The organism is Aeromonas sobria (genome assembly GCF_000820145.1).
Classification (GTDB): Bacteria; Pseudomonadota; Gammaproteobacteria; order Enterobacterales; family Aeromonadaceae; genus Aeromonas; species Aeromonas sobria.
This window is the reverse complement of record NZ_CDBW01000005.1, coordinates 84,427-108,730: the sequence shown is the minus strand read 5'-3', so window position 1 is coordinate 108,730 and position 24,304 is coordinate 84,427. Positions and strand designations below refer to the sequence as shown.

The 24,304-nt window shown below is 59.6% G+C and carries 24 protein-coding genes and 1 riboswitch; of the genes, 11 read left to right on the top strand and 13 right to left on the bottom strand.

Features of this window, described 5'->3' with window-relative positions:
* Positions 1-300 precede the first annotated feature (300 nt).
* Together BN1135_RS02545 and BN1135_RS02540 are read left to right on the top strand one after the other, a co-directional pair.
* Complete coding sequence (locus BN1135_RS02545; RefSeq protein WP_042018618.1) at positions 301-753, top strand: early set domain-containing protein; 453 nt, start codon at positions 301-303, stop codon at positions 751-753.
* A gap of 397 nt (positions 754-1,150) precedes the next feature.
* Positions 1,151-2,521: a PhoH family protein gene (locus tag BN1135_RS02540; RefSeq protein WP_042018617.1), complete on the top strand. Its 1,371-nt coding sequence runs from the start codon at positions 1,151-1,153 to the stop codon at positions 2,519-2,521.
* A 221-nt stretch (positions 2,522-2,742) separates the two neighbouring features.
* Here BN1135_RS02540 and thiQ read toward each other — a convergent pair whose 3' ends face one another.
* From thiQ to thiB, 3 genes are all read right to left on the bottom strand, one after another.
* Positions 2,743-3,450 (bottom strand): thiamine ABC transporter ATP-binding protein, encoded by a 708-nt coding sequence (gene thiQ, locus BN1135_RS02535; RefSeq protein ID WP_042018616.1) that lies wholly within the window; start codon positions 3,448-3,450, stop codon positions 2,743-2,745.
* An 80-nt stretch (positions 3,451-3,530) separates the two neighbouring features.
* A complete protein-coding gene (gene thiP, locus BN1135_RS02530) occupies positions 3,531-5,153 on the bottom strand; it encodes a thiamine/thiamine pyrophosphate ABC transporter permease (RefSeq protein ID WP_042018614.1) in 1,623 nt (540 codons plus the stop codon).
* Positions 5,150-6,130, bottom strand: coding sequence for a thiamine ABC transporter substrate binding subunit (gene thiB / locus BN1135_RS02525; RefSeq protein ID WP_042018612.1), 981 nt, complete (start codon positions 6,128-6,130; stop codon positions 5,150-5,152). The genes thiP and thiB overlap by 4 nt, the downstream gene beginning before the upstream one ends.
* A gap of 60 nt (positions 6,131-6,190) precedes the next feature.
* Positions 6,191-6,281, bottom strand: a riboswitch (TPP riboswitch).
* A gap of 89 nt (positions 6,282-6,370) precedes the next feature.
* Here thiB and BN1135_RS02520 point away from each other — a divergent pair.
* Positions 6,371-6,661 carry a PilZ domain-containing protein gene (locus BN1135_RS02520; protein WP_042018611.1) on the top strand — a complete coding sequence of 97 codons (291 nt, stop codon included), beginning with the start codon at positions 6,371-6,373 and terminating at the stop codon, positions 6,659-6,661.
* 59 nt (positions 6,662-6,720) lie between these two features.
* On the opposite strand, the gene BN1135_RS02515 is transcribed toward BN1135_RS02520, so the two are convergent.
* From BN1135_RS02515 to leuA, 5 genes are all read right to left on the bottom strand, one after another.
* Positions 6,721-7,650 (bottom strand): hypothetical protein, encoded by a 930-nt coding sequence (locus BN1135_RS02515; protein ID WP_042018610.1) that lies wholly within the window; start codon positions 7,648-7,650, stop codon positions 6,721-6,723.
* 117 nt (positions 7,651-7,767) lie between these two features.
* On the bottom strand, positions 7,768-8,367 hold the full coding sequence (leuD, locus tag BN1135_RS02510) for a 3-isopropylmalate dehydratase small subunit (protein WP_042018609.1): 600 nt from the start codon (positions 8,365-8,367) through the stop codon (positions 7,768-7,770).
* Positions 8,368-8,383: 16 nt separating this feature from the next.
* Positions 8,384-9,781, bottom strand: coding sequence for a 3-isopropylmalate dehydratase large subunit (gene leuC, locus BN1135_RS02505; protein ID WP_042018608.1), 1,398 nt, complete (start codon positions 9,779-9,781; stop codon positions 8,384-8,386).
* Between the two features lie 48 nt (positions 9,782-9,829).
* Positions 9,830-10,915, bottom strand: a complete 1,086-nt coding sequence (gene leuB / locus BN1135_RS02500; protein ID WP_042018607.1) for a 3-isopropylmalate dehydrogenase — start codon at positions 10,913-10,915, stop codon at positions 9,830-9,832.
* A gap of 132 nt (positions 10,916-11,047) precedes the next feature.
* Positions 11,048-12,610, bottom strand: coding sequence for a 2-isopropylmalate synthase (gene leuA, locus BN1135_RS02495; RefSeq protein WP_042018606.1), 1,563 nt, complete (start codon positions 12,608-12,610; stop codon positions 11,048-11,050).
* A 408-nt stretch (positions 12,611-13,018) separates the two neighbouring features.
* On the opposite strand from leuA, the gene BN1135_RS02490 reads away from it, so the two are divergent.
* The 8 genes from BN1135_RS02490 (at position 13,019) to BN1135_RS02460 (ending at position 20,077) form a co-directional block, all read left to right on the top strand.
* The gene (locus tag BN1135_RS02490; RefSeq protein ID WP_042018605.1) at positions 13,019-13,639 is read left to right on the top strand and encodes a TetR/AcrR family transcriptional regulator; all 621 of its coding nucleotides are present in this window, start codon (positions 13,019-13,021) and stop codon (positions 13,637-13,639) included.
* Between the two features lie 126 nt (positions 13,640-13,765).
* The gene (locus BN1135_RS02485; RefSeq protein ID WP_042018604.1) at positions 13,766-14,269 is read left to right on the top strand and encodes a phosphatase PAP2 family protein; all 504 of its coding nucleotides are present in this window, start codon (positions 13,766-13,768) and stop codon (positions 14,267-14,269) included.
* Positions 14,266-15,375: an MJ1255/VC2487 family glycosyltransferase gene (locus BN1135_RS02480; RefSeq protein ID WP_042018603.1), complete on the top strand. Its 1,110-nt coding sequence runs from the start codon at positions 14,266-14,268 to the stop codon at positions 15,373-15,375. Before BN1135_RS02485 ends, BN1135_RS02480 begins: the two co-directional genes overlap by 4 nt.
* A gap of 37 nt (positions 15,376-15,412) precedes the next feature.
* Complete coding sequence (locus BN1135_RS21940) at positions 15,413-15,565, top strand: hypothetical protein (protein ID WP_098972262.1); 153 nt, start codon at positions 15,413-15,415, stop codon at positions 15,563-15,565.
* Between the two features lie 391 nt (positions 15,566-15,956).
* Positions 15,957-17,675 carry an acetolactate synthase 3 large subunit gene (locus BN1135_RS02475; protein WP_042018602.1) on the top strand — a complete coding sequence of 573 codons (1,719 nt, stop codon included), beginning with the start codon at positions 15,957-15,959 and terminating at the stop codon, positions 17,673-17,675.
* A gap of 79 nt (positions 17,676-17,754) precedes the next feature.
* On the top strand, positions 17,755-18,249 hold the full coding sequence (gene ilvN / locus BN1135_RS02470; protein WP_005311605.1) for an acetolactate synthase small subunit: 495 nt from the start codon (positions 17,755-17,757) through the stop codon (positions 18,247-18,249).
* 103 nt (positions 18,250-18,352) lie between these two features.
* A complete protein-coding gene (locus tag BN1135_RS02465) occupies positions 18,353-18,982 on the top strand; it encodes a LysE family translocator (protein WP_042018600.1) in 630 nt (209 codons plus the stop codon).
* A gap of 135 nt (positions 18,983-19,117) precedes the next feature.
* Entirely contained in the window at positions 19,118-20,077 is a 960-nt protein-coding gene (locus tag BN1135_RS02460; protein WP_042018598.1) for a LysR substrate-binding domain-containing protein, read from the top strand.
* A 205-nt stretch (positions 20,078-20,282) separates the two neighbouring features.
* On the opposite strand, the gene BN1135_RS02455 is transcribed toward BN1135_RS02460, so the two are convergent.
* The 5 genes from BN1135_RS02455 to fis all read right to left on the bottom strand — a co-directional run bounded on the left by BN1135_RS02455 (position 20,283) and on the right by fis (position 24,294).
* Positions 20,283-21,467, bottom strand: coding sequence for a M20 metallopeptidase family protein (locus tag BN1135_RS02455; protein WP_042018596.1), 1,185 nt, complete (start codon positions 21,465-21,467; stop codon positions 20,283-20,285).
* Complete coding sequence (locus BN1135_RS02450; RefSeq protein ID WP_042018594.1) at positions 21,467-21,916, bottom strand: hypothetical protein; 450 nt, start codon at positions 21,914-21,916, stop codon at positions 21,467-21,469. The genes BN1135_RS02455 and BN1135_RS02450 overlap by 1 nt, the downstream gene beginning before the upstream one ends.
* Entirely contained in the window at positions 21,913-22,731 is an 819-nt protein-coding gene (locus tag BN1135_RS02445) for a DUF3100 domain-containing protein (RefSeq protein ID WP_042018592.1), read from the bottom strand. Before BN1135_RS02445 ends, BN1135_RS02450 begins: the two co-directional genes overlap by 4 nt.
* A 288-nt stretch (positions 22,732-23,019) precedes the next feature.
* A complete protein-coding gene (locus BN1135_RS02440) occupies positions 23,020-23,901 on the bottom strand; it encodes a DMT family transporter (RefSeq protein ID WP_042018590.1) in 882 nt (293 codons plus the stop codon).
* 96 nt (positions 23,902-23,997) lie between these two features.
* Positions 23,998-24,294: a DNA-binding transcriptional regulator Fis gene (fis, locus tag BN1135_RS02435; RefSeq protein ID WP_005906654.1), complete on the bottom strand. Its 297-nt coding sequence runs from the start codon at positions 24,292-24,294 to the stop codon at positions 23,998-24,000.
* Positions 24,295-24,304 lie beyond the last annotated feature (10 nt).

Here is a 24,304-nt window from a genome sequence, read left to right as displayed (position 1 = left end):
GTAGGACACTGCCAGGCACCAAATACAAGAAACCCCGCTCAATGAGCGGGGTTTTTTATTGCCTGACATTCAGTTGTCTGGCTAATTATCAATCGTTTCCCTTCTGTTTTGTATAGACACTCTTCCCTGTCGCCTAAATTTCATTCATTTTTCGTTCGGTTTTCATTCAATCATTTAATTGATTGCACATAAAAAGCACAGAGTGTGATGCCTCTACCTTTCTTGTGATGCCTGCTCTGGTTTAATTCTTCAGTCCACATTGATGGACCAAGGAATCACAATAATTTAAGGAATAGACCCATGTTCAAAAGAACAGTAACGATGATGCTGGCGGCGGGAACCCTGGTATTAGGCGGTTGTGCATCCAATGGTGGTGCTGAGCAGTCTGGGGCAGACAACAGTGACTTCGGTAGCAAGTCCATCTACCTGCGTGGGGAGATGAACGACTGGATGGCGACTGATGCGAGCAAGGTCGTCAAGGTCGCTGACAAGCTTTACATGGCCAAAGGGACGCTCAAGAAAGAGTGGGCTCCCTACAAGTTCAAGTTTGCTGACTCTGGCTGGAGCTGCGGTAGTAACTTTGGCTACAAGAGCCCGAGTGATGGTGTCGCCGTATTGGGTGGTGAGGCGGTGCCGGTCAATCCCTGCTCCAAGTATGAGGATATGAAGTTCTCGCCGGATAGCGATGGTGTCTACGAGTTCTATCTGAATATGGCGGGTGAAACACCGACCGTCTACGTTAAGAAGCCCTAATCTATCTCTGAGTATTCATTCGTTCAGTTACTTAATCAGTTGAGTGCCCTGGTTCGGAGATCTGCTGATCGTGGCTTTGCGACCAATGCTGGGCTCTGCTATCAGTGCTAAAGCAAGGGGGCCGGTGCTCAAGGATGGTTACTTAACAGCCTCAGCAGCGCCTCCCAGCGTGGCTGACCGATGTGTTTAAATCATTGAGCGAAAGCAAAAAGACCGGTCTGTGTACCGGTCTTTTTATTGCTGTTTTTATGGGCAATCAAAACGCTCGGCCAAGTGATTTGTTGCGTGATAGTAAAATCGGGCGTAGCGTTGAGGGTAATAAAACTGTCACGGCCGTGTGGTTTCAATGACATCTGAGATGCACACACGTGGCCCTTCAGTGCCAAGGAGAATGCTTATGGACAATACGGACCGAAAGCTGTTTATCCTGGATACCAACGTTCTGCTTCACGAACCCCTCGCGATCTACTCCTTCAAAGAGCACGACGTGCTCATCCCCATGACGGTGCTGGAAGAGCTCGATAACATCAAGGATCGCAACAAGGATGTCAGCCGCGACGCGCGGGTGGCCATTCGTGCGCTGGAAGATGTGTTCCGTGACGCAACGCCGGAGCAGATCACCCAGGGCGTTCCGCTGGCTGGCGAAGCGAGCGGCAATATTTGCATCTTCAGCGATCACCACCTGCCGCAGGATGCCGAAGTCTTTACCGACAAGGAAGCCGACAATCGCATCATCAACGCGGCCCTCTATCTGCAAAAGCATGAGTTGAAGCGTCAGGTGGTGCTGGTCACCAAAGACATCAACATGCGTCTCAAAGCAAAAGGTGCAGGGCTCGCCCGTGTTGAAGATTATCGCAGTGACCAACTGATCGACGATATCCGCCTGCTGGCCAAAGGCTTTCAGGTGGTGCCCGGCAGCTTCTGGGAGCGGGTCGGCGAGTGCGAGAGCGAGACCCATGGCCGCGATACCATTCATGTGATCGACGACAACCTGCTCGAAGGAATTCACGTCAACCAGTACCTGATCGATGAGGAGAACTTCTTCGCCGCCCGTGTGCTCAGCCACGATGGCAGCAAGATCCGCATCAAGGATCTGGGGCGCGAGCGGCTGATGTCCCGCAAGGCGTGGGGCGTACATCCCAAGAACGTCTATCAGGGGATGGCGCTGGATGCCCTGCTCGATCCGCACATCGATCTGGTGATCCTGACCGGCCCAGCTGGTTGCGGCAAGACCCTGCTGGCGATGGCGGCGGCGCTGGAGCTGGTGATTGAGAAGGGCATTTACGAGAAAGTGATCGTCACCCGGAATACCCCGGAAATTGCCGAAAGCATCGGCTTCCTGCCCGGCACCGAAGAAGAGAAGATGATGCCCTGGCTGGCGGCGGTGACCGATACGCTGGAGGTGCTGCACAAGCAGGACGAGAACATGAGCGGCTCGCTTAGCTACATCATGGAGAAGGCCAACATCCAGTTCAAATCGGTCAACTTCATGCGCGGGCGCAGCATCCAGAACACCTTTGTGCTGCTGGATGAGTGCCAGAACCTGACCGCGTCCCAGATCAAGACCATCATCACCCGCTGTGGCGAGGGAACCAAGATCGTCTGCTCCGGTAACCTGGCCCAGATCGATTCCAACTACCTGAGCCCGGTGACCTCGGGTCTCACCTACATCGTCGAGCGTTTCAAGGATTTCGACGGCAGTGCCAACATCTTCCTCAACGGCGTGGTGCGCAGCAGACTGGCTTCGTTTGCCGAGGAAAATCTCTGATTTAACTGAATATTTCCAGATACAAAGGGAGGCCAATCGGCCTCCCTTTTTTGATGCGTGTGTCCCGTTATGAGATATGCGTACGACCAAGGTAGCGCAACAACCCGGGATGATCACTGCCTAAGGCGATGCGCCCCTCGTCGACGAACAGCACCTGATCAGCGATGAGCTGGGCATCTTCCGGCATGATAGGGGGAGACCATCAGCTTGTTGGCCATCCACTATGGCGCGAGAGCGCGACCAAGGTAGCGCAGCAGCCCGGGATGATCGCTGGTTTGCAGGATGTCGGGTTTGCCTTGCAGGGCTATGCGCCCCTCGTCAACGAACAGCACTTGATCGGCGATAAGCTGGGCATCTTCCGGATTGTGGGAAACCATCAATACTGTGATGCCCTGTTCGCTGGCGAGGCGTGCCACTTCCGCCAGCATCTCCCGGCGCAGGGCCGGATCGAGGGCCGAGAAGGGCTCATCCAGCAGCAGCAATGGTTTGCCCCGCACCAGGGCTCGGGCCAGCCCGACTCGCTGTTGCTGGCCGCCGGAGAGCTGCTCAGGCTGGCGGCTTAGCATATCGCCAAGCCCGACCCGCCCGGCCGCATCGATCACCTGTGCCCGCTGGGCGTCACTCAGGCGCAGACCCGGATGCAGGCCGATGGCGATATTGTCGAACACCGACAGGTGGAGGAACAGGTTGTGATCCTGAAACAGGGTAGTGACCGGTCGCTCGGCGGGGCCCAGCGGCAGCAGATCTTCACCATCGAAACTGAGGCGGCCTGATTCCACCGGCACGAAGCCGGCGATCATCCCGAGCAGGGTAGATTTGCCCGCGCCGCTTGGGCCGATCAGCGCGGTGATCTCTCCCTTGGGCAGGGTCGCGCTGAAGCTGACGCGCCAGTCGGGGTAGCTGGTCGCAAGCATATCAATGTTCAGCATTTTTCCTCCCAAAAGGATCCGTTTGACTAGCGAGAACTGCCGCAGAAACGCTAGCGCAGGGCCGCAAGGCGTTTTGTATCTCAATGATGCTCGCCATTTTTTCCTCCAAGACCCCGTTCAACCAGCCAGAACAGGGAGAAACAGAGTGTGAGCAGCAGCAGGGCGGTGGCGGCCGCGTCGGTCAGCCGATAGCTGCCGAGCTGTTGATAGAGCAGCCAGGGCAGGGTGGTGAGCTCCTGACTGCCAAACATGGCGATGGCTCCGAGATCCCCCAGCGAGAGGATCATCGACAGCGCCATCGCCAGTGCCAGCGGGCGGCGCAGCAGTGGCCACTCCACCAGTCGCAGGCGATGCAGGCCGCGTACCCCCAGACTGTCGGCCAGCCGGTCGTACTGGCGTACCACCAGCTGCATGGGGGCTGAGAGGGTGCGCAGTACATAGGGCAGCGCCATCAGAGCGTTTACCAGCACCACCAGCCAGGGGCCGAGGGCGAAGACATCGGTGAACGGCATAAACAGGATGAAGAGACCGGTGGAGAGCACCACCGCCGGGATCATCAGGATCATCGAGCCGCTGGCCTCCCACAGGGCGGCGGCGCGCCGCTGGCGGGTGCGCACCTTGAGGTGACGGCTGGTGAGCAGCAGGCCGCTGCCGAGCAGGGTCGCCAGGGTGCCCGACGCCAGCGCAATCAGCAGCGACTGGCCGCTCGCCTGCCACAGCTTGCTTGAGGTGAGCGCCGTCAGCAGGCCGGGGTGGAGGCCGGCCACCACAATCGCCAGCAGCGGTGGCAGAAAGATGGCGAGCCCGATACAGAGCGAGAGTGCATCCACCACGGCCGTGCCCGGCTGATGGCGATCCGGTCGCAAGCAGGGGCGGCGCGGTGTTACCCGACTGGCTGGGGTGCTCTGCAGCTTGTGTTGCAGGGCGAGCAGGGCGGCGGTCAGGAGCAGCTGTACCAGTGCCAGTCCGCCCGCGGTGGCGAGATCGAAGTCAAAGCGCAGCGCCTGATAGACGGCCACCTCCAGCGTGGTGGATTTCGGCCCGCCCCCCAGCGCCAGCACGGTAGTGAAGCTGGTGAAGCAGAGCATAAAGATAAGGCTGGCCAGTCCCGGCAATATGCCGCGAATAAGCGGCCACTCCAGCAGCCGGAAGATGTGGGACGAGCGCATGCCGAGCTGGCTGGCAAGGCGCCAGCTCGATTCGGGGATGCTCTCTATGCTCTGCAGCATCAGGCGGGCCGCCAGCGGCATGTTGAAGAAGACGTGGGCCAGCAGGATGCCGAACAGGCCGTAGAGGTAGTTGCCGGGATCGAGCCCCAGTGAGCGTAGCAGTTGTGGCAGCCACCCCTGTTTGCCGTGTACCGCCACGATACCGAAGATGGCGATGATGACTGGCAGCACCAGCGAGAGGCCAAACAGCTTGATCAGCAGGGTACGGCCAATGAAGCGGCGCCGCGCCAGCGCGCGGGCCACCGGAATGGCCAGCCCGAGACTGAGCAGAGTGGAGAGCAGTGCCTGCCCCAGACTGAAGCCCAGCACATGGCGCAGATAAGGATCTGCGAGCAGGGTGCGGGGGGCCAGCGAACCGGCCTGCCACAACAGGGCCACGAGCGGCCCGAGAGATAACAGCAGGATCAACAGGGTGGCTGCACTGCCCGGCAACCACCAGAGGGGACGAGCCTGTGGTTTCAGATAACGGCTCACTGGGTGACGGCTTGCAGCCACTCGCGGATCCACCCTTTGCGATTGGCGGCCACCTCATCGGCGCTAAAGGACAGTGGCTTACTGACGGTGATCATCTGCTCGAAGCCCTTGGGCAGTGGGGTGTCGATCACCGGATACATCCAGTTGCCGGTAGGGATCTCGTTCTGGAAGGCGGGGCTCACCATAAATTGCAGGAACTGATCGGCCAGCTTGCCCTGAGTGGCGCTGTTCAGTTTGGCGGCCACTTCCACCTGACGGTAGTGACCCTCCTCGAAGGCGGCGGCCTGATATTGGGGCTTGTTCTCGCCAATCAGGTGGTAAGCGGGGGAGGTGGTGTAGGAGAGCACCATGTCCGCTTCGCCATCGAGGAACATGCCATAGGCCTCTGACCACCCCTTGGTGACGGTGACCGTCTTCTTGGCCAGTTTGGCCCAGGCGGCGGGCGCCTTGTCGCCATAAACGGACTTCATCCACAGCATCAGCCCCTGTCCCGGGGTGGAGGTGCGGGGATCCTGATAGATCACCTTGAGGTCAGGTCGCTCCACCAGCTCTTTCAGGCTCTTGGGCGGCCGCTTGAGCTTCTCCTTGTCATAAACAAAGGCGAAGTAGCCGTAGTCGTAGGGGACGAAGGTCTTATCCTGCCAGCCACCCGGCACCTTGATGCCGTCGAGGTTAGTGGGATGGGGTGCGAACAGGCCGCTCTGCTTGGCTTCGCTGATGAGGGCATCATCGAGCCCCAGCACCAGATCGGCCTTGCTGTGGTTGCCCTCCAGCCGCAACCGGTTGAGGATGGCAACGCCATCTTCAAGGGGAACCAGATTGAGGACGCAGCCGCACTCTTTCTCGAAGGCTTGCTTGATCTTGGGGCCCGGGCCCCACTCGGCAGTGAAGGAGCTGTAGGTGTAGACGGTGAGGGTGTCGGCGGCGAACGCATTGGCCGACAGCAGGCCGGTGGTGACCAGCAGCAGGGTTTTCATTGATGGCACTCCCTATTACTTGTTAATAATGAGGTGCCAGCGGGTGAGAGCGCAAAAAATGAGCGCCATGCCTCAAATTCCTCCGCCAGCATTATCTGGATCAGGTATACGGGTATAATCTCAGCGGTAAACCGCACCCCGTTTGAGAAACGAACCGCATTGTATTAACGTTCTTTTGGGGAGACCAGCACAATTGTGCAATACCCCTGAGATGACGCCCACCCAACAGAGGATGTTCGCGTGCTTACCAATACCAAGGAAAGGCGTGCCTTTGCGCGCATGGTTATCAATGCTCCGGTCACTGTCTATCAGCAACAGCAGGTGCTGGAGGGGGTCTGCCGGGATCTCAGTGCCAACGGCATGGGGATTGCGGTATCTGAACACCAGCTCGACATCAATTTGCCGATCCGGGTTAGCCTGGCCACGCACAACAACTTGCTGCCCCCTTTCGAAGCGCAGGCCCGCATCATTCGGGTACTGGACGAGGATGATGGCTTGCTGTTGGCGATAGAGTTTTTACCCGTGGCTTGAGTCAGCGCGCTAATCAATCGGTCGTCATTGGTCACAGTGTGAGCCTGAGATAGACAGGCTCACTTGTTGGCCTGAACCGGTTGAACACTGATTTGTTTACTATCGACCAGCGTTTTGCTGGTCGATGCTATTTGGCCGGCTGGCAAGGTGGCGGGGCCTGTGGGCTCGAGCAGCAGATAGGATTGCCCTTGCCAGCTGATGGTGGCATCCCCCGGTTTGGCGGGCAGATCAACGGCCAGCAAGGCGTGGCCGGGGACGAACACCATGGCCTGTTTCAGCTCGGGAAAGAGTTGGGCCAGCATAGCAGCCATCAGGGCCACCTTGCTGTCGCAATCGCCCCGATTCTGTTCCAGCACCTGGCGAGGCGCGAGAAACCCCTTGCCTTGCCGTCCATTGAGATTATCCAACTGCTGGTAGGGGATGCTCTGGATAAAGGTCAGCATATGAGCCACGGTTTTCTGGCGCGCTTCCGTTTCGGTGCTCCCCTGCTGCTTGAGTTGACCCGCCAGCGGAGCCAAGGTGCTGCGACTCTCTAGCGCAATGCGCGGATGATCTTGCTTGACCGCCAGTTGTCCGTCAGGGGTTGTGAAGTACTGGAAGTAGTGCTCGGTCAGCCACGCCAGTTCCTCTTTGCTGCGCTGTGATTCCAGCCAGGCCATCGCTTCACGCGCTTTATCCTGATTGCGACTTTTCAGATGCAGCTCCAGCGTGGGGCGGGTGAGAGTGAACTGTACCTCGGGGTAATTCTGGCGCACCTCCCGCAGCAATACCTGCAGAACCTCCTCCTGCATTCTGGCCGGGCGATAGGCGATAAGGGGCGGCAGCTTGCCCTGTTCCAGCCGGTAGGTGAGCTGCTGGGGCTTGCCTTCGCTATCCAGCCAGCCGACGTTGATCTGGCCGAGGCTGTTGTTGAAGCTGGTTTGGCTGGCGCCCACAGGCAGGGTTAGCAGCAGGGCACAGAGCAGAGGGATTGCCGTCGGTCTCTTCATCATCCTTTCCTGTGGCACGGGCCAGTTCCGGTGGCCCAAAGTGGGAAGCGTAGCGGACAGTAAAACAGGGAGCCAAAGCTCCCTGTTGATTCTACTCGTTTTTTTGCAACTGGCGCGTTAAATCCAGCTCGGTTGCTTCGCCTCAAAAGCGCTGATGGCGGCTTCGTGTTGCAAGGTCAGGCCGATGGCATCCAGCCCGTTGAGCAGGCAGTAGCGGCGGAACTCGTCGATCTCGAAACTGAAGTTGAGCTCACCGGCGCGCACCTGATTGGCTTCCAAATCCACTTCGATCTCGATGCCCTGCTTGGTGGCCACTAGCTGGAACAGGGCGTTGATCTCCTCTTCTTTCAGGCGTACCGGCACCATGCCGTTGTTGATGGCGTTGCCGTAGAAGATGTCGGCAAAGCTCGGGGCAATGATGGTCTTGAAGCCGTAGTCGGCCAGCGCCCAAGGGGCGTGCTCGCGACTCGAGCCGCAGCCGAAGTTCTCACGGGCCAGCAGGATGCTGGCACCGGCGAATTGTGGCTGGTTGAGCACAAACTCGGGGTTGGGCTGCTGACCTGCATCGTCCAGAAAGCGCCAGTCGTGGAACAGGTGCTTGCCAAAACCGATGCGGTTTACCTTCTGCAAAAACTGCTTGGGAATGATGGCGTCGGTGTCGACGTTGGCGCTGTCGAGGGGGGCGACGATCCCTTTGTGTTGCTTGAAGCCTGTCATCTTGTTCTCCTCGTAATTACAGCGCGCGAATGTCGGCGAAGCGGCCGGTGACGGCGGCGGCGGCGGCCATGGCCGGGCTCACCAGATGGGTGCGGCCGGCGCGGCCCTGACGCCCTTCAAAGTTGCGGTTGCTGGTGGAGGCGCAGCGCTCCCCCGGTTGCAGCCGGTCGTTGTTCATCGCCAGACACATGGAGCAGCCAGGCAGGCGCCACTCAAAACCGGCCTCGATGAAGATCTTGTCGAGACCCTCGGCTTCGGCCTGTGCCTTCACCTGTTCGGAGCCCGGCACCACCAGCGCCTGCACGCCTGCGGCCACCTTGCGACCGCGGGCGATGGCGGCGGCAGCGCGCAGATCCTCGATGCGGCTGTTGGTGCACGACCCGATGAACACCTTGTCGATGGCGACGTCGGAGAGCTTCTGGCCCGGTTGCAGATCCATGTAGGCGAGTGCCTTGCGGGCTGACTGCTGCTCCATCAGATCGCTGAAGGATTCCGGCGCCGGAATCGGCTCATTGACGGCAATCACCTGACCCGGGTTGGTGCCCCAGGTGACCTGCGGGGCGATATCGGCAGCGTCCAGCACTACCTCGGCATCAAAGCGGGCTCCTTCGTCGCTCTTGAGGCTCTGCCAGTAGGCGATGGCTTGCTCCAGCGCTTCGCCCTTGGGGGAAAACTCCTTGCCACGGATGTAGTCGATGGTGGTCTGGTCGGGGGCAATCATCCCCGCCTTGGCGCCGAGCTCGATGGCCATGTTGCACACCGTCATCCGCCCTTCCATGGAGAGGCCTGCAATGGCCTCGCCAGCGAACTCCACCACGTAGCCGGTACCACCGGCATGGCCGACCCGGCCGATGATGGCCAGCACCACGTCCTTGGCGCTGATGCCTTCGGCCAGCTTGCCGTTGACCGAAATGCGCATGGTCTTGGCACGGCCCTGTTTCAGGGTCTGGGTCGCCATCACATGCTCCACTTCCGAGGTGCCGATACCGAACGCCAGCGAACCGAAGGCGCCGTGGGTGGCGGTGTGGGAGTCGCCGCAGACGATGGTGGTGCCGGGCAGGGTGATGCCGAGCTCGGGGCCCATCACATGGACGATCCCCTGATATTTGTGGTTGAGATCGTAGAGGCGAACCCCGAACTCTTTGCAGTTGTCGGCCAGCGTCTCCATCTGGATGCGGGCCATCTCGCCGGAGGCGGCTATGTCCTTGCTGGTGGTGGAGACGTTGTGATCCATGGTGGCCCAGGTCAGATCCGGGCGGCGCAGTTGGCGGTTCATGGCCCGCAGGCCGTCGAATGCCTGCGGGCTGGTCACTTCATGCACCAGATGGCGGTCGATGTAGATGAGGGGCGTTTCCCCTTCCACTTCCCGTACCACGTGGGCGTCGAATACTTTCTGATAGAGGGTCTTGGCCATTGCTTCGCTCTTCCTTGTTATGTGGCTCAGAGTTATCTGTTATGCGGCTCAGATCCGGGCGGCGATCTGGCTGCCCATCTCGGACGTGCTCTGCACCGGATTGCGGGCACTGGCCTGATGCAGGTCGGCGGTGAAGTAACCCTCGGCCAGGGTCTGGGCCACGGCTTGCTCGATGGCTTGGGCGGCGGCTTCCTGGCCCAGGCTGTAACGCAGCATCAGGGCGGCGGAGAGGATCTGGGCGATAGGGTTGGCGATCCCTTTGCCGGCGATATCGGGAGCCGAGCCACCGGCCGGTTCGAACAGGCCGAAACCCGATTCGTTGAGGCTGGCGGAGGGGAGCAGCCCCATGGAACCGGTGATCATGGCGCATTCGTCGGAGAGGATGTCACCGAACAGGTTGGAGCAGAGCAGCACGTCAAACAGGGAGGGATCCTTGATGAGCTGCATGGTGGCGTTGTCGATGTACATATGGTTCAGTTCGACATCGGGATAATCCTTGGCGACTTGTGTCACCACCTCACGCCACAGGATGGAGGAGGCGAGCACGTTGGCCTTGTCGATGGACGTGACTTTGCTGCGGCGCACCCGCGCCGACTCAAAGGCAATCTTGGCGATGCGCTCAATCTCGAAGCGATGGTACACCTCGGTGTCGAACGCCTTTTCGTTCGCCCCTTCACCCTCGCGCCCCTTGGGCTGGCCGAAGTAGATACCGCCGGTCAGCTCGCGCACGCAGGCGATGTCAAAACCGCGATCGGAGATGTCGGCGCGCAGCGGGGAGAACTGCTCCAGACCGGTGTAGATGCGGGCCGGACGCAGGTTGCAGAACAGCTTGAAGTGGGCGCGCAGGGGCAGCAGAGCGCCGCGCTCCGGCTGATCGTTCGGTGGCAGATGCTCCCATTTCGGGCCACCCACCGAGCCAAACAGCACTGCGTCGGCCGCTTCGCAGCCTTTGATGGTGCTTTGCGGCAGCGGGGTGCCATGGTTGTCGATGGCGATGCCGCCCACGTCATGGCGATCATACTCGAAGGCGAGGCCGAATTTGGCCTGCACCTTCTCCAGCACCTTGACGGCCTCGGCCATCACTTCCGGGCCAATGCCGTCACCCGGCAATACTGCGATCCGATAACTGCTCATACACTCTCCATCCTGATATTGTCTTTGAGATCCCTCTGCCCAGTTTCCCCGACGCTGCGCGCGGATGCCGGTTCAGACGTTCCCCGTCCTGATGTTGTCATTCCATGCCGTCTGTGTGGCGCCGAGTCCTGCTCAGACGGTTTCTGATTTGATGCTGTTATTGCGTTCCATCTGCTCGGCCACCTGATCGGCGCGCCAGATGCTGTTGATCACATGGAGCAGGGCGTGGGCCGAGGATTCGATGATGTCGGTGGCCAACCCCATGCCGTGGAATTTGCGCCCTTTGTATTCGGCGACAATATCCACCTGACCGAGGGCATCTTCCCCCTCACCTTTGGCTTTGAGGGCATATTTGTCGATGCGGATGTCATAGCCGGTGATGCGGTTGATGCACTGGTAGACCGCATCCACCGGGCCGTTGCCGGTGGCCGCTTCGCACACCAGATCCTGCCCCACCTTCAATTTGACCGAGGCGGTGGCCAGTACCGAACTGCCGCTCTGCACCCCGAGGTACTCCAGCTTGAAGTGCTCCGGCTCTTCGTGGATCTGGCTGAAGAAGGCCAGCGCTTCGAGGTCGTAGTCGAATACCTGCCCCTTCTTGTCGGCCAGAGTCAGGAACTTGCCGTAGAGGTGGTCGAGGTCGTAGCTGCTCTCGGCATAACCCATGGACTCCATCCGGTGCTTGATGACGTGACGGCCGGATCGGGAGGTCATGTTGAGGTTGTTCTGGGTCAGGCCAATGCTTTCGGGGGTGATGATTTCGTAGGTATTTTTTGCCTTAAGCACCCCATCCTGATGGATGCCGGAGCTGTGGGAGAAGGCGTTGGCCCCGACGATCGCCTTGTTCGGTTGCACCGGCATGTTGCACAACTGGCTGACCAGGGTGCTGGTACGATGAATTTCGTTGTGGCGGATGTTGGTATGCAGCCCGAGCAGGTCGGCGCGGGTCTTCAGGATCATCGCCACTTCTTCCAGCGAGCAGTTGCCTGCCCGTTCGCCGATGCCGTTGATGGTGCACTCGATCTGGCGGGCCCCCATCTGCACAGCGCCGATGGAGTTGGCGACCGAGAGCCCCAGATCGTCGTGGCAGTGCACCGAGATGATGGCCTTGTCGATGTTGGGTACCCGGTTGAACAGGGTGTGAATGATACCGGAGAACTCGGTCGGCACCGTGTAGCCCACGGTATCGGGGATATTGATGGTGCGGGCGCCCGCCTTGATGGCGGCCTCCACCATGCGGCAGAGATTATCAATCGGCGTGCGGCCCGCATCTTCGCAGGAGAACTCCACATCGTCGGTGTAGCGCAGGGCGTGCTTGATGGCGCTGGTGCCCATCTCCAGCACATCCTCGAAGCTCTTTTTCAGCTTGCTCTCCACATGGATGGAGGAGGTGGAGATAAAGGTGTGGATACGAAAGGCTTCGGCGACCCGCAAGGCTTCGCCAGCGGCATCGATATCCTTGGGCAGGGCGCGGGCGAGGGCGCAGACCCGGCTGTGCTTGATGTGGCGGGCGATGGTCTGCACCGATTGAAAATCGCCGGGAGAGGAGACCGGGAAGCCCACTTCCATGACATCGACACCGAGCCGCTCCAGTGCCAGTGCGATCTGCAGCTTCTCCTTGACTGTCAAACTGGCCGCCAGGGCCTGCTCACCATCGCGCAAGGTGGTGTCGAATATGATGACCCTATCTGACATGTGACTTCCCTCTTCCTAAGTTCGGTAACGTGCATCCTGCTGCGGCATAAAAAAACCCGTGCAGGGTGCACGGGTTTTTGTAAATTCCGGCTATGCCTTAGCCCGGCTACAAGGATCCCGCGCGAGTTAACGCGATTAGGGAAAGTAGTAGTAGCGGGGTGGCGATATGCATGACGTTGTTATTCCTTCCAGTCGATAACGCTTTTACCAATATCGAGATTTTTATGCTGTGTCAACCTGGATTGTCAGGAGCAATCTGCTGAGATATTTAATCGGATTGTAAAGGACTGCAAATTTCCTTGTCCCATATTCGGCCTATGACCGATTATCTGGTCATTCCTGCTGTGCTCGATTATTTGCACAACCAGATCGACTTATCAGCATTGACTGCATTATCTGAGGTGTTTCATGGAAAAACGTAGACCTGGTCGTCCGGTCGGACGTTCTGACATTCGTGACAAGTTGCTTGCTGCTGCCCGTGAGCGTTTTCTCAATACTCCCTATAGCAAGGTGACTACCCGCGAAATCGCGGAGCTGGCTGGCTCGAATCTGGCCATGATCCACTACTACTTCGGCAGTAAAGAGGGTCTTTACAAGGCTGTGCTGGGCGATGTGGCCGAGCCGCTTGATCACGCCTGGCAAGATGAGCAGAGCAATCACAGCATCAATGAGATGCTCAATACCTACTATCAGGTGATGGCGCCCAACAGCGAGCTGACTTCAGCTATCTCCAGCGCATTGTCTAGTGAGAAGAGTCCAGGTCGGGATTTTGTGCTGAATCGCCTGCTGGAACGCCAGCTGCCGCAGTTCGACGCCCTGCTGGAAACCATGAAGTCCAACGGCGAGCTGGGTGATAACCTGGATCCAGAGATGCTGAAGATCTCCTTCCTCAGCATGATGTGGCAGCCGTTCGTGATGAAAGATCTCTACGAGCAGGTGTTCGGCCTCAAGGTTGATGAGAATTTCATGACCCGTCTGGCGGATCACAACTGCCGTATGATGGAAACCGGTCTGCGCGGCAGCCACTGATTTTGCCGCAACATCGAGATTAAAAAGGGCCATTCGGCCCTTTTTTCATAAATCTGTTATCCCTTGTTCAACGTAACGTCATCCCGCTTTCTTACTCTGCAAGCAGAATTCAGGGAAGGAGGGGATATGAACAAGATCCAGCAATGGGACCTGCAGGTGTGTCGGGTCTGCCTGCTTCACGGCTACAACCGGCAGCAGGCGAGGGTGAGTCGCCTCATTTCCCGCACCGGTGATGGTCCGCTTTACGCCGTGCTTGCCGCCCTGTTCTGGTGGCAAGGCGAAGCGGAGCAGGAACTGGTGAGACTGGCACTGCTTGCCTTCGCCATCGAGCTGCCCCTCTATCTGCTGCTGAAAAACAGCCTGAAACGGCAACGGCCGGTCGGCTTGCCGGTCTTTATCACCCCCTCCGATCGTTACAGTCTCCCCTCCGGCCACACCGCCGCCGCCTTTCTGATGGCCACCATACTGGCCAGCGGCTTTCCGTTTTGGGCGCCCCTGCTGTTTGGTTGGGCGGCGCTGGTGGGGGCATCCCGGTTGCTGCTCGGGGTTCACTACCTGAGCGATCTGGTGGCCGGTGCTTTGCTGGGTGGCGGTTGCGCCGTGCTGGCGCTCGGCTGGAGCCATTCATGAGGATACTGTTTGGTGTGCAAGGTACCGGCAACGGCCATATCAGCCGCAGTCGCACCTTGGCACGGGCGTTACGCACGGCCGGAGTTGAGGTGGACTATCTCTTCAGCGGCCGCCCTGCCGACCGCTATTTCGACATGGAGGAGTTTGGCGCCTACCGCACGTTTGCCGGGCTCACCTTTATCAGTCACGAGGGGCGGGTCTCGCCGTGGCGTACCCTGCAGGCCGCCTCGCCGCTCACCTTCTGGCGGGATCTGCGGGCCCTCGATTGCAGCGAATACGATCTGGTGGTGAGCGATTTTGAGCCGTTGACCGCCCACGCCGCCCGCCGTTATGGCAAGCCGAGCCTTACCATCAGCCATCAGGCCAGTTTCAACTGGCCGATCCCGCGCTGGGGGGAGGATGGGGTCAGCCGTCAGCTGATGCGCCACTTTGCCCCGGTGGATCAACCGCTCGGGCTGCACTGGTTTCACTTCGGCCACCCCTTGTTGCCGCCGGTGATCGACCCCATTTCCGTTGCACCGGATAACGGCGAGATCCTGGTCTATCTGCCGTTCGAGCAGACCGAGGCGATCGCCGCCCTGCTGTCGCGCTTTGGTCAGCAGCGCTTCGTCTGCTTTCACCCCGCCATCCGCACCCCCAGCCAGTGGCGCAACCTGCGCTTCGAGCCGCCGTCGCGGCAGGGGTTTATCGCCGTGCTGGCCGGTTGTCGCGGCGTCATCTCCAACGCGGGCTTCGAGCTGGCCTCCGAGGCACTCACCCTCGGCAAGAAGATGCTGGTCAAACCCCTTGGCGGCCAGTTCGAGCAGCTGACCAACGGCAAGACCCTCGAGATGATGGGGCTGGCGACCCTGATGGACTGCCTCGATGCCAATCTGGTGCGCAGCTGGCTCGACAGCCCTTCGCCGGGGGCAGTCTGTTACCCCGATGTGGCGGGGGAACTGGCCCGCTGGCTGGCGGCGGGAGCCGATGAGAGCGTGGCGTCGCTGTCACGTCGGCTCTGGGCTCGCACCCTGTTTCCGGAGGAGGTGAGTGATCGTTTGAGCGAGCTGGATGGCGGGGACTGTTTATCCAGTTGCTGGTTATCGCAAGTGAGCGTTGTTGACTAGACTGAAAGGCGAGCCCACCAAGGAGAGGACGGAGCAAATGCGCTTTACCAATGAGAATGGCGAAACTATGACGCTGGCAGATAATCTGACCCTGCACGAACTGCTGGATATGGGTGTCAGCATCTCGGTCAGTGAAGAGACCGATCCGGATCAGCAGATCTGGCTGGCTGAGCCGGATCAGGACAACTGAGTCGATCATCCGGCATCAAGCCCACCGCTGACTGGTGGGCTTTTTTGTGGCCGCTGTTCCCCTCGGCGGGATGATTTGCTGGCCATTACCCGAGTTGCTTCCCTTTTATCTCATGGCTGCGATGCCAACTCCTTGAATGTTAATAGTGGGTTGAAATGTATGACTGTTCTGGTCAGGAAAAGCCGTGGACAAGCGTTATGAAGCGGGTTAAGTTGGTTTTTCACCCGATTTTCGGGTGAATGATTGAAAAATCCTTTTTTTCACCGGTCAACGGGGCGGAATTAGCCCGATCTGCATTCAGATAACAACAAGAAACGGGTCGGGTTGTGCCGGGAAGCACTGCGCCGTTGACGGGATTCGCAAAACGGAGCAAAGCCTGGAGGGCTTTATCATGGAGATGTTATCAGGCGCCCAGATGGTGGTTAGAGCGCTGGAAGATCAGGGGGTGGAGCACGTCTTTGGCTACCCTGGTGGCTCGGTGCTCGACATTTATGACGCACTCTTCGAAAACGGCAAGATGGAGCATGTGCTGGTGCGCCACGAGCAAGCCGCGGTTCACATGGCTGACGGCTACGCCCGCTCCACCGGCAAGGTGGGGACTGTGCTGGTGACCTCAGGCCCCGGGGCGACTAACTGCATTACCGGTATTGCCACCGCCTATATGGATTCCATTCCGCTGGTGATCCTCTCCGGCCAGGTGCCGACCACCATGATCGGTGAGGATGCATTCCAGGAAACCGACATGATCGGTATCTCCCGCCCGGTGGTGAAGCACAGCTTCCTGTGCAAGAAGGCGAGCGATATTCCCGAGGCCATCAAGAAGGCCTATTACATTGCCGCCAGCGGCCGCCCGGGGCCTGTGGTGGTGGATTTGCCCAAAGATGTGCAGAACCCGAAAGAGAAATTCCCTTACCAGTATCCCGAGTCGGTGAGCATGCGCTCCTACAACCCGACCAAGTCCGGCCACAAGGGCCAGATCAAGCGGGCTGCCAAGCTGCTGGTGGATGCCCAGCGCCCGGTGATGTACGTGGGCGGCGGTGCCATCAATGCCAATGCGGATCATCTGGTGACCAAGCTGGCGGAGCTGCTGAACCTGCCAGTGACCACCACTCTGATGGGGTTGGGTGCTTTCTCCGGTATACATCCGCAATTTATTGGCATGCTGGGGATGCACGGCACCTTCGAAGCCAACAAGACCATGCACAATGCGGATCTGATTTTTGCCGTGGGTGCCCGCTTCGATGACCGCGTCACCAACAACGTGGCCAAGTTCTGCCCCAATGCCACCATAGTGCATATCGATATCGATCCGACATCCATCTCCAAGACGGTGCAGGCTCATGTGCCCATCGTTGGCTCGGTAGAAACCGTGCTGGAACAGATGCTGGAGGTGATCCGCGAGTGTGGCTTTGCTAACGATCATCAGGCGATGACGGATTGGTGGAGCCAGATCAACCAGTGGCGTTCCCGTCACTGCCTCGCCTACGAAAAGTCGGCTACCCAGATCAAGCCGCAGCAGGTGATCGAGACCCTCTACAAGGTGACTCAGGGTCAAGCGTTCGTTGCCTCCGACGTGGGCCAGCACCAGATGTTTGCTGCGCTCTACTACCCCTTTGCCAAACCGCGTCAGTGGATCAACTCAGGGGGCCTCGGCACCATGGGCTTCGGCATTCCGGCCGCCATGGGGGCCCAGTTTGCCAACCCGGATGCGGTGGTCTGCTGCGTCACCGGTGATGGCTCGGTGCAGATGAACATTCAGGAGCTCTCTACCTGCTTGCAGTATGGGGTACCCATCAAGATCATCTCCATCAACAACCGTGCGCTGGGCATGGTCAAGCAGTGGCAGAAGATGTTTTACGGCGGCCGTCACAGCCACTCCTACATGGAGTCCCTGCCGGACTTCGTCAAACTGGCGGAAGCCTACGGTCACGTCGGCATCGCGGTGAGCGATCCCGCCGAGCTGGAGAGCGCCATGGAGAAGGCCTTCGCCATGAAGGATCGGCTGGTGTTCATGGATATCTCGGTCGACCCGGATGAGCATGTCTATCCGATGCAGATCAAGTTTGGTGCCATGGACGAGATGTGGCTGAGCAAGACGGAGAGGACCTGACGATGGAACATATTATTTCGGTCGTACTGGTGGAATCCGCCGTTGAAGAGATGTCGCTGAACAAGGCGGGGGAAATATCATGAGACATATTATTTCCGTTCTGCTGGAGAACGAATCCGGCGCCCTGAGCCGCGTGGTGGGTCTCTTCTCCCAGCGCGGCTACAACATCGAGACCCTGACGGTGGCGCCCACCGAGGATCCCACCCTGTCGCGCATGACCATAGTCACCATGGGTGACGAGCGGGTGCTGGAGCAGATCCAGAAGCAACTTCACAAGCTGGTGGATGTACTCAAGGTGTGTGACTTGAGCGAAGGGGAGCATATCGAGCGGGAGATCGCGCTGGTCAAGGCGCGTGCCGCCGGTGGTGCCCGTGACGAGCTGAAACGGCTGGCGGATATCTTCCGCGGCCAGATCGTCGACGTCACCCCCGAGCAGTACACGGTGCAGCTGGTAGGCACCAGCGAGAAGCTGGATGCCTTTATCAAGACCGCCGCCCAGACCAACGAGATCATCGAAGTGGTGCGCTCCGGGGTCTGCGGCATCTCCCGTGCTGACAAGGCGCTGCGCCCTTAAGGCAGAGTTGTCACTGCGGCTCGGTCAGACGGGTTGAAAATACGATGGAAGGGGGCTCTGCGGAGCCCTCTTTATTTGGTTTGTCTATACGAGGATGGAGTCTATGTTCGGTATTCATGATCTGGCGCTGTTTGTGGTCTCGGGCCTGCTGCTCAATATCATGCCGGGGCCGGACACCCTGCTCATCATGCTGCGCAGCGGGTCGCAGGGATGGCGTGCCGGTTCGGCGGCCGCGCTGGGGATAGGAACCGGCACCATGATCCATGTGTTGGCTGCTGCTCTCGGTCTGTCGGCCCTGCTCAGTGCCTCGGCCGAGCTGTTTACGGTTATCAAGCTGGCTGGCGCCCTCTACCTTATCTATCTTGGCGTCTCGCTGTTTCGCCAGTCGGCGGCGAACAGCACTGCAGGTGCAGCGGTTACGCTACCCGCGCTCTCCTATGGCCGGATCTACCGGCAAGGGGTGCTGACCAATGTGCTCAACCCCAAGGTGGCGCTCTTTTTCCTCGCCTTCGTGCCCCAGTTCATTGCGCCGGATGCTCCCGACAAGGCGATCGCCTTTATCCTGCTCGGCTGCATCTTCAACCTGAACGGGATGATCTGGTGCCACTTGCTGGTCTTCAGCACAGCATACGCTCGCAACAAGGTGAAGCTGCCAGCCCCGATTGGCCGCAGGCTCAACCGGGGCATTGGCACCCTGTTTGTCGGGCTCGGGATCAAGCTCGCCAGTGACTAGCTCGCGGCTTTCTGACCTGAGGCAGATTATCGTGCGCCGCGCTGTGGTATGGTCGGCAGTCAGGTGCGGGGCCAGCCCCGCTCTCTCTTTTTCAGGCCAGCCCCACTGGCCGCAGCAGCGAGATCCCTTGCCCAGATGAACATCGCCCGGCTCAAGAACTTTACCGAGATCGTGAAGAACAACTTCAACATCTCGGCGACGGCGGAGAAGCTCTATACCTCCCAGCCAACCCTCAGCAAGCAGATGAAGATGCTGGAAGATGAGCTGGGGCTCGCCCTCTTTACCCGCAAGGGGAAGAATCTGGTCGGCTTGACCAGCGCAGGCGAGCAGGTGATGGAGCTGGCCAAGGGGGTAGTGGCGCAGGTGGAGCAGATCAACCAGCTGTCGCTCGGGGAGCAACTGGCTACCAGCGGGGTGCTGCGTATCGCCACCACCCATACCCAGGCGCGCTACAAGCTGCCTGCGGTGATTACCGAGTTCAGCCGTCGTTATCCCGATGTGGCGATCCAGCTCCATCAGGGGGCGCCTGCCCAACTGGCCCAGATGGTGCAAAGCGGCGATGTAGATATGGCGATCGCCACCGAGTCCATGTATCTGTTCGACGAGCTGGCCGCCGTCCCCTGTTATCGCTGGGGGCGCAGCGTGGTGGTGCCCCACGGTCATCTGCTGATCGACTGCCAGCCGCTCTCGATGGCCGATCTGGCCCGCTATCCCCTCATCACCTATGTGTTCGGTTTTACCGGCCGATCCAAGATGGACAAGGCCTTCAGCCGCCACGGCCTCTCGCCGAAAACCGTGCTGACTGCCACCGATACCGATGTGATCAAGCACTACGTCCGGCTCGGGATGGGGGTCGGGGTGATCGCCAGCGTGGCCTTCGACGAGGGGGACAGGGAGGATCTGGTGAGCCTCAATATCGACCACCTGATCGCCTCGAGCGCCACCCACATCTGCCTGCGCAAGCATGCCCATCTGCGTGACTACATGTACGACTTCATCCACCTCTACGCCCCCCATATCAGCCGGGAGACGGTGCAGCTGCACCTTATCAACCAGCCGCCGGCCGCCAATATGGCGGAGCTGCCGTGGCTCTAACCGCAAGTTGTTTGCCGCGCACAGAGCAAAAATGCAGATATAAAAAAAGAGAGGCCTTGGCCTCTCTTCTGGTTTTATCGGTATGCGGGATTAAGCGCTGCGGGTCGCCAGATTGATAAAGATCTGGGCTCCCACTAACAGGCAGTCGTCATCCGGGTAGTAGGGGACTTTACCTGATGCAGGTAGTTGCAAATCCCTTGGCCTGTCAGGCGCTTTTAGTCGTTGCCAGATTGATAAAAATCTGGGCTCCGACCAGCAGGCAGTCGTCGTCCAGATAGTAGGGATTTGCGTGCAGGTAGTTGCAGATCCCCTTGGCCTGACAGCCGCTGCCGAGGAAGAACATGGCGCCCTTGCGGCCACGGCAGGCGTTGACCATGTAGCTGAAATCCTCGCTGCCGGTCATCGGCTGACCCTGGGCGTTGATCCCCTCGCCGGGCAATACGTCGGCGGCTGCTTGCAGCAGGCGGCCGCAGGCATCGGCGTGGTTCTCTACCGCCGGATAACCGGCATAGACCATCTTGGTCTTGAAGCCGCGCAGTTCGCTCTGGGCCACGATCTCCTTGAAGCTGTTCTTCAGGATCTGGTCGGTCTCGGCATCCATGGCACGGATGGTGCCGCGCGCCTGCACATGGTCGGCGATGGCGTTGGGGATGGTGCCGCCGTTGATCATGCCGCAGCCGAACACCGCCGGGCTGAACGGACTAGTGCGTTTGGCGACGATGTAGTCCATATCTTCGATGATCCGCACCGCTTCGCGGATGGCATCCAGCCCCTTGTGGGGGGTCGAGCCGTGGGCGGAGATGCCGTGCACATCCAGCGTCCAGGCGGAGCCCCAGGAGGACATGACACCGTTGTTGAACTTGATGGTGCCGGTCTCCATGGCGCCGTCGTTATGCAGGGCATAGACCTCGTCCACCCCTTTCATGCAACCCAGTTCGACCATTTTCTCGGCGCCCGGCACCCGCATATCCTCTTCCGCCATCTGGAAGATAAAGCGGACGTTGTACTGCAGGCGCGCTTTGTTGGCGGCCAGAAACTTGGCGGCAGTCAGGGCGATCGCCATATGGGAGTCGTGACCGCAGTTGTGGGCCATCCCCTCGTGGCTCGACTTGAACGCAACTTCGCTCATGTCGTGCATCTCGAGGCCATCCATATCGGCACGGAAGGCGATGGTCGGCAGTACTGGGTCAACCACCAGATCCCCGTGAAAACCGGTAAAACCCGGGTAGTCGGTGAGGCGGTAGCCGAAGCCCTTCATCAGCTCGCGGCAGTAGGCCGAGGTCTTGAACTCGATGCCGGAGGCCTCCGGAATTGTGTGCAGGTGGTGGCGCACTTCGTGGCTGAAGTCGCGCAGGGCCAGCAGGGCCGGTTCAATGTGGATGTTGCTCATCAGATGATCCCTTGCATGGTGAAGCCGATCTGGGCAACCAGCGAGGCGCCGAAGAAGCAGCAGGTGGAGACGATCATGAAGATCAGGATCACTTTCCAGGACATCTTCTTCAGCTCTTCCAGCTGGCCGCCCACCGAGAGACCGGCAAAGGCCAGCAGCGGTACGCAGCAGGAGAGGAAGGAGATCTTGGCAACGGCATCGATAAAGAGGCCGCGCACCGGAGTCTCCGGCAGACAGATGAGAATGCCGATGATGGTGGCATAGGCAAACGCTGGCAGGGAGGAGGGCAGATAGCGCTTGGCAATCAACGAGGCGAACACCACCAGTGACATGGCGATGAAGCTGTCACCCATCAGCCAGAGCGGGGTGCCGGTGGTCAGGGTCTGGGTAAACATGGCCAGCAGGATCGCCAGAAAGACGAACCGCATATCCATTACGATGCTTTTCATGCTTTCTCTCCTTTGGAAGTCAGGGCATAGATTTTTTCAGCGAGCGGCAGACCCAGATAGGTGAGGGAGAGGGCGCCGAGGGCAGACGAGAGCAGGTTCGAGGCAGCCGCGATACTCAGCACCTGCTGGGCCAGCGCTTCATCGAGACCGTTGATCAGGGCACCGGAGGCGGCACTTAGCATGGAGCCTGAGCCCACGCCGGAACCGGCGGCCAGCGCCAGCGGATGCAGGCCGGTGAGCGGGGCGATACTGCCCAGCACGCTGAACCAGAGGGTGCCGATGACGGAACCGCACAGGTAGATGGCCAGCACGCCGATGTACTCCTGGGAGCCGGTGCCGAACTTGCCCTGAATGACCGCGACCGACGGCTCACGACTGATAGAGGAGCAGGCCCCGATGGCGCGACGGCCAAAGCCGAACTTCACCGCCAGCGGAATGGCGATCAGGATCGGTAGCAGGTTGCCAATCTCCTGCAGGAACAGCGGCACGCCGACGCTCAGGATCATCTTCAGGTTGGGGATGATCATCCCCGCGTACTGGGTGCCCAGGATCAGCAGGCTGAAGCCCACCATCTTGCCGCAGAAGCCCTCCTCTTTTTCGGTGAAGAGGCTCTTCCAGCCGGGGATGCGATCCTTGACCGGCTTGGCGGAGACAATCATGCCGATGATGACGGCAAAGAGCATCGGCAGGATCGGAATGATGGCGATGCCTATCTTGATCTCCTGCTTGCCGATCAGGTACTGGGCCACAAAGATCAGCATGGCGGTTGCCAATATGCTGACCATGACCGTCTTGAGGGTGCTGGTTTGCTGCATGGTGTGTTCTCTTGTTATTCGTGAGTGTTCCACTTAAGTGCCATCGCCAACTTGACGGGCTGGCGGATGATGGGGGAATCATAGGGAGGGTTGCGGGGGAGGAATGTGACCTCCATCAAGCTGGCCATATGGCATTTTTTCATGGGGTATGCCCTTTAACCCTGTGGATACCAAGGGTTAAATGCCGTTAACAGAACGTCAGCATTTGCAGCCGTTGAGGCGCAAGGAAGGCAGAAAAGAGGAATGGGGGGAGATGGATGGCACCGCCCCTCGGGGCGGAACTTCTCATCAGAGCGGAGCTTTTAGCCTGGCACTGCGCAGCAGCAGGGGGAGCTGGTAGAGCACCAGGGCGCCGAGTACCAGTCCGGCTCCGGCCAGTTTGGCGCCGCCGAGGGGTTCGTTATATACAAGGGTGCTCAGCATCAGGGTCCAGACCGGTTCCAGCAGCATCATCAGGGCGGCGTGGGCGGTCGTCATTTTGCTCAATGCGTGGGTAAGCAGCCAGTAGCGCAATGTGGTGGCAATGAGCACGCTCGCTGCAAACCAGCCCCAGATGCCGTGGCTGACCCCGCCCTCGGGCCACTGTTCGGTCAGCAGGGAGAGCAGGGTGCCGAGCAGGCCGGTCATCGCCAGCTGGATGCAGGTAAGCCAGGTGGGGGGAATGGATTGGGCAAAGTGGCGGTGGACGGCGAGCTGGATACCCAACGACGTCGCGGCCGCCAGAAACCAGAACAGCGATAGCGAGACTCCCCAATGGGTGCTGCTGGAGAGTAACAGCAGACCCGCGATGGCGATGGGCAGGGTGAGCCAGTAGTGGCGACCGGGTTTGCTCTTGAAAGCGGCCCAGGCGGCCAGCGGCGCCATCAGGGTGGCGACACTCATGATAAAGGCGCCGCTGCCGAGCGCATCGCTCTGGCTGATGGCGGTGACCCACAGCAACAAGCTGGTGCCAAGCAGAGTGCCGCAACCAGCGGCACGCAGCAGCTGGGCGCGTGTTGGCGGCGGTTCGCGCAGCCAGGCTAGCGGCAGCAGCAATAATGCAGCCAGCAGGAAGCGGCTGCCGATAAAGGCGGCGGGGGGCAGTTCGTGGATCGCCTCTTTGGAGAATATCCAGCCAGCGGCGGCCAGCAGGGTGACCAGTACCATCAGCAGCAGGGGTGTGCGGTTCATTGGGGGCATAGTAGTGAAATGGAGGGAAGAGCATAAAGGAAAGGCGCCAGGTATTGCTACCGGGCGCCTTTCATATCAATGGCTGACAGCCAACAATCAGTTCATGCCGTAACGCTTGAGCTTCTTGCGCAGAGTGCCACGGTTGATACCCATCATCACGGCAGCGCGAGTCTGGTTACCACGGGTGTACTGCATGATCACGTCCAGCATCGGCGCTTCAACTTCGGAGAGAACCATATCGTACAGTTCAATCACTTCCTGACCGTTCAACTGGGCCAGGTAGTTACGCAGGGCCTGTTGCACAGAGTCACGCAGGGGGCGCTGGGTTGGCTCGGCAGCGTGATTGTGAGTAGTTGTTACCAATGCATCAGAAGTCAGGGTTTGTTCGAACATATTCGGTCGG

Coding starts and splice junctions, on each gene's coding strand:
- BN1135_RS02545 (WP_042018618.1), top strand. CDS start 301: ATGTTCAAAAGAACAGTAACGATGATGCTGGCGGCGGGAACCCTGGTA.
- BN1135_RS02540 (WP_042018617.1), top strand. CDS start 1,151: ATGGACAATACGGACCGAAAGCTGTTTATCCTGGATACCAACGTTCTG.
- thiQ (WP_042018616.1), bottom strand. CDS start 3,450: ATGCTGAACATTGATATGCTTGCGACCAGCTACCCCGACTGGCGCGTC.
- thiB (WP_042018612.1), bottom strand. CDS start 6,130: ATGAAAACCCTGCTGCTGGTCACCACCGGCCTGCTGTCGGCCAATGCG.
- BN1135_RS02515 (WP_042018610.1), bottom strand. CDS start 7,650: ATGAAGAGACCGACGGCAATCCCTCTGCTCTGTGCCCTGCTGCTAACC.
- leuD (WP_042018609.1), bottom strand. CDS start 8,367: ATGACAGGCTTCAAGCAACACAAAGGGATCGTCGCCCCCCTCGACAGC.
- leuC (WP_042018608.1), bottom strand. CDS start 9,781: ATGGCCAAGACCCTCTATCAGAAAGTATTCGACGCCCACGTGGTACGG.
- leuB (WP_042018607.1), bottom strand. CDS start 10,915: ATGAGCAGTTATCGGATCGCAGTATTGCCGGGTGACGGCATTGGCCCG.
- leuA (WP_042018606.1), bottom strand. CDS start 12,610: ATGTCAGATAGGGTCATCATATTCGACACCACCTTGCGCGATGGTGAG.
- BN1135_RS02490 (WP_042018605.1), top strand. CDS start 13,019: ATGGAAAAACGTAGACCTGGTCGTCCGGTCGGACGTTCTGACATTCGT.
- BN1135_RS02485 (WP_042018604.1), top strand. CDS start 13,766: ATGAACAAGATCCAGCAATGGGACCTGCAGGTGTGTCGGGTCTGCCTG.
- BN1135_RS02480 (WP_042018603.1), top strand. CDS start 14,266: ATGAGGATACTGTTTGGTGTGCAAGGTACCGGCAACGGCCATATCAGC.
- BN1135_RS21940 (WP_098972262.1), top strand. CDS start 15,413: ATGCGCTTTACCAATGAGAATGGCGAAACTATGACGCTGGCAGATAAT.
- BN1135_RS02475 (WP_042018602.1), top strand. CDS start 15,957: ATGGAGATGTTATCAGGCGCCCAGATGGTGGTTAGAGCGCTGGAAGAT.
- ilvN (WP_005311605.1), top strand. CDS start 17,755: ATGAGACATATTATTTCCGTTCTGCTGGAGAACGAATCCGGCGCCCTG.
- BN1135_RS02465 (WP_042018600.1), top strand. CDS start 18,353: ATGTTCGGTATTCATGATCTGGCGCTGTTTGTGGTCTCGGGCCTGCTG.
- BN1135_RS02460 (WP_042018598.1), top strand. CDS start 19,118: ATGAACATCGCCCGGCTCAAGAACTTTACCGAGATCGTGAAGAACAAC.
- BN1135_RS02455 (WP_042018596.1), bottom strand. CDS start 21,467: ATGAGCAACATCCACATTGAACCGGCCCTGCTGGCCCTGCGCGACTTC.
- BN1135_RS02450 (WP_042018594.1), bottom strand. CDS start 21,916: ATGAAAAGCATCGTAATGGATATGCGGTTCGTCTTTCTGGCGATCCTG.
- BN1135_RS02445 (WP_042018592.1), bottom strand. CDS start 22,731: ATGCAGCAAACCAGCACCCTCAAGACGGTCATGGTCAGCATATTGGCA.
- BN1135_RS02440 (WP_042018590.1), bottom strand. CDS start 23,901: ATGAACCGCACACCCCTGCTGCTGATGGTACTGGTCACCCTGCTGGCC.
- fis (WP_005906654.1), bottom strand. CDS start 24,294: ATGTTCGAACAAACCCTGACTTCTGATGCATTGGTAACAACTACTCAC.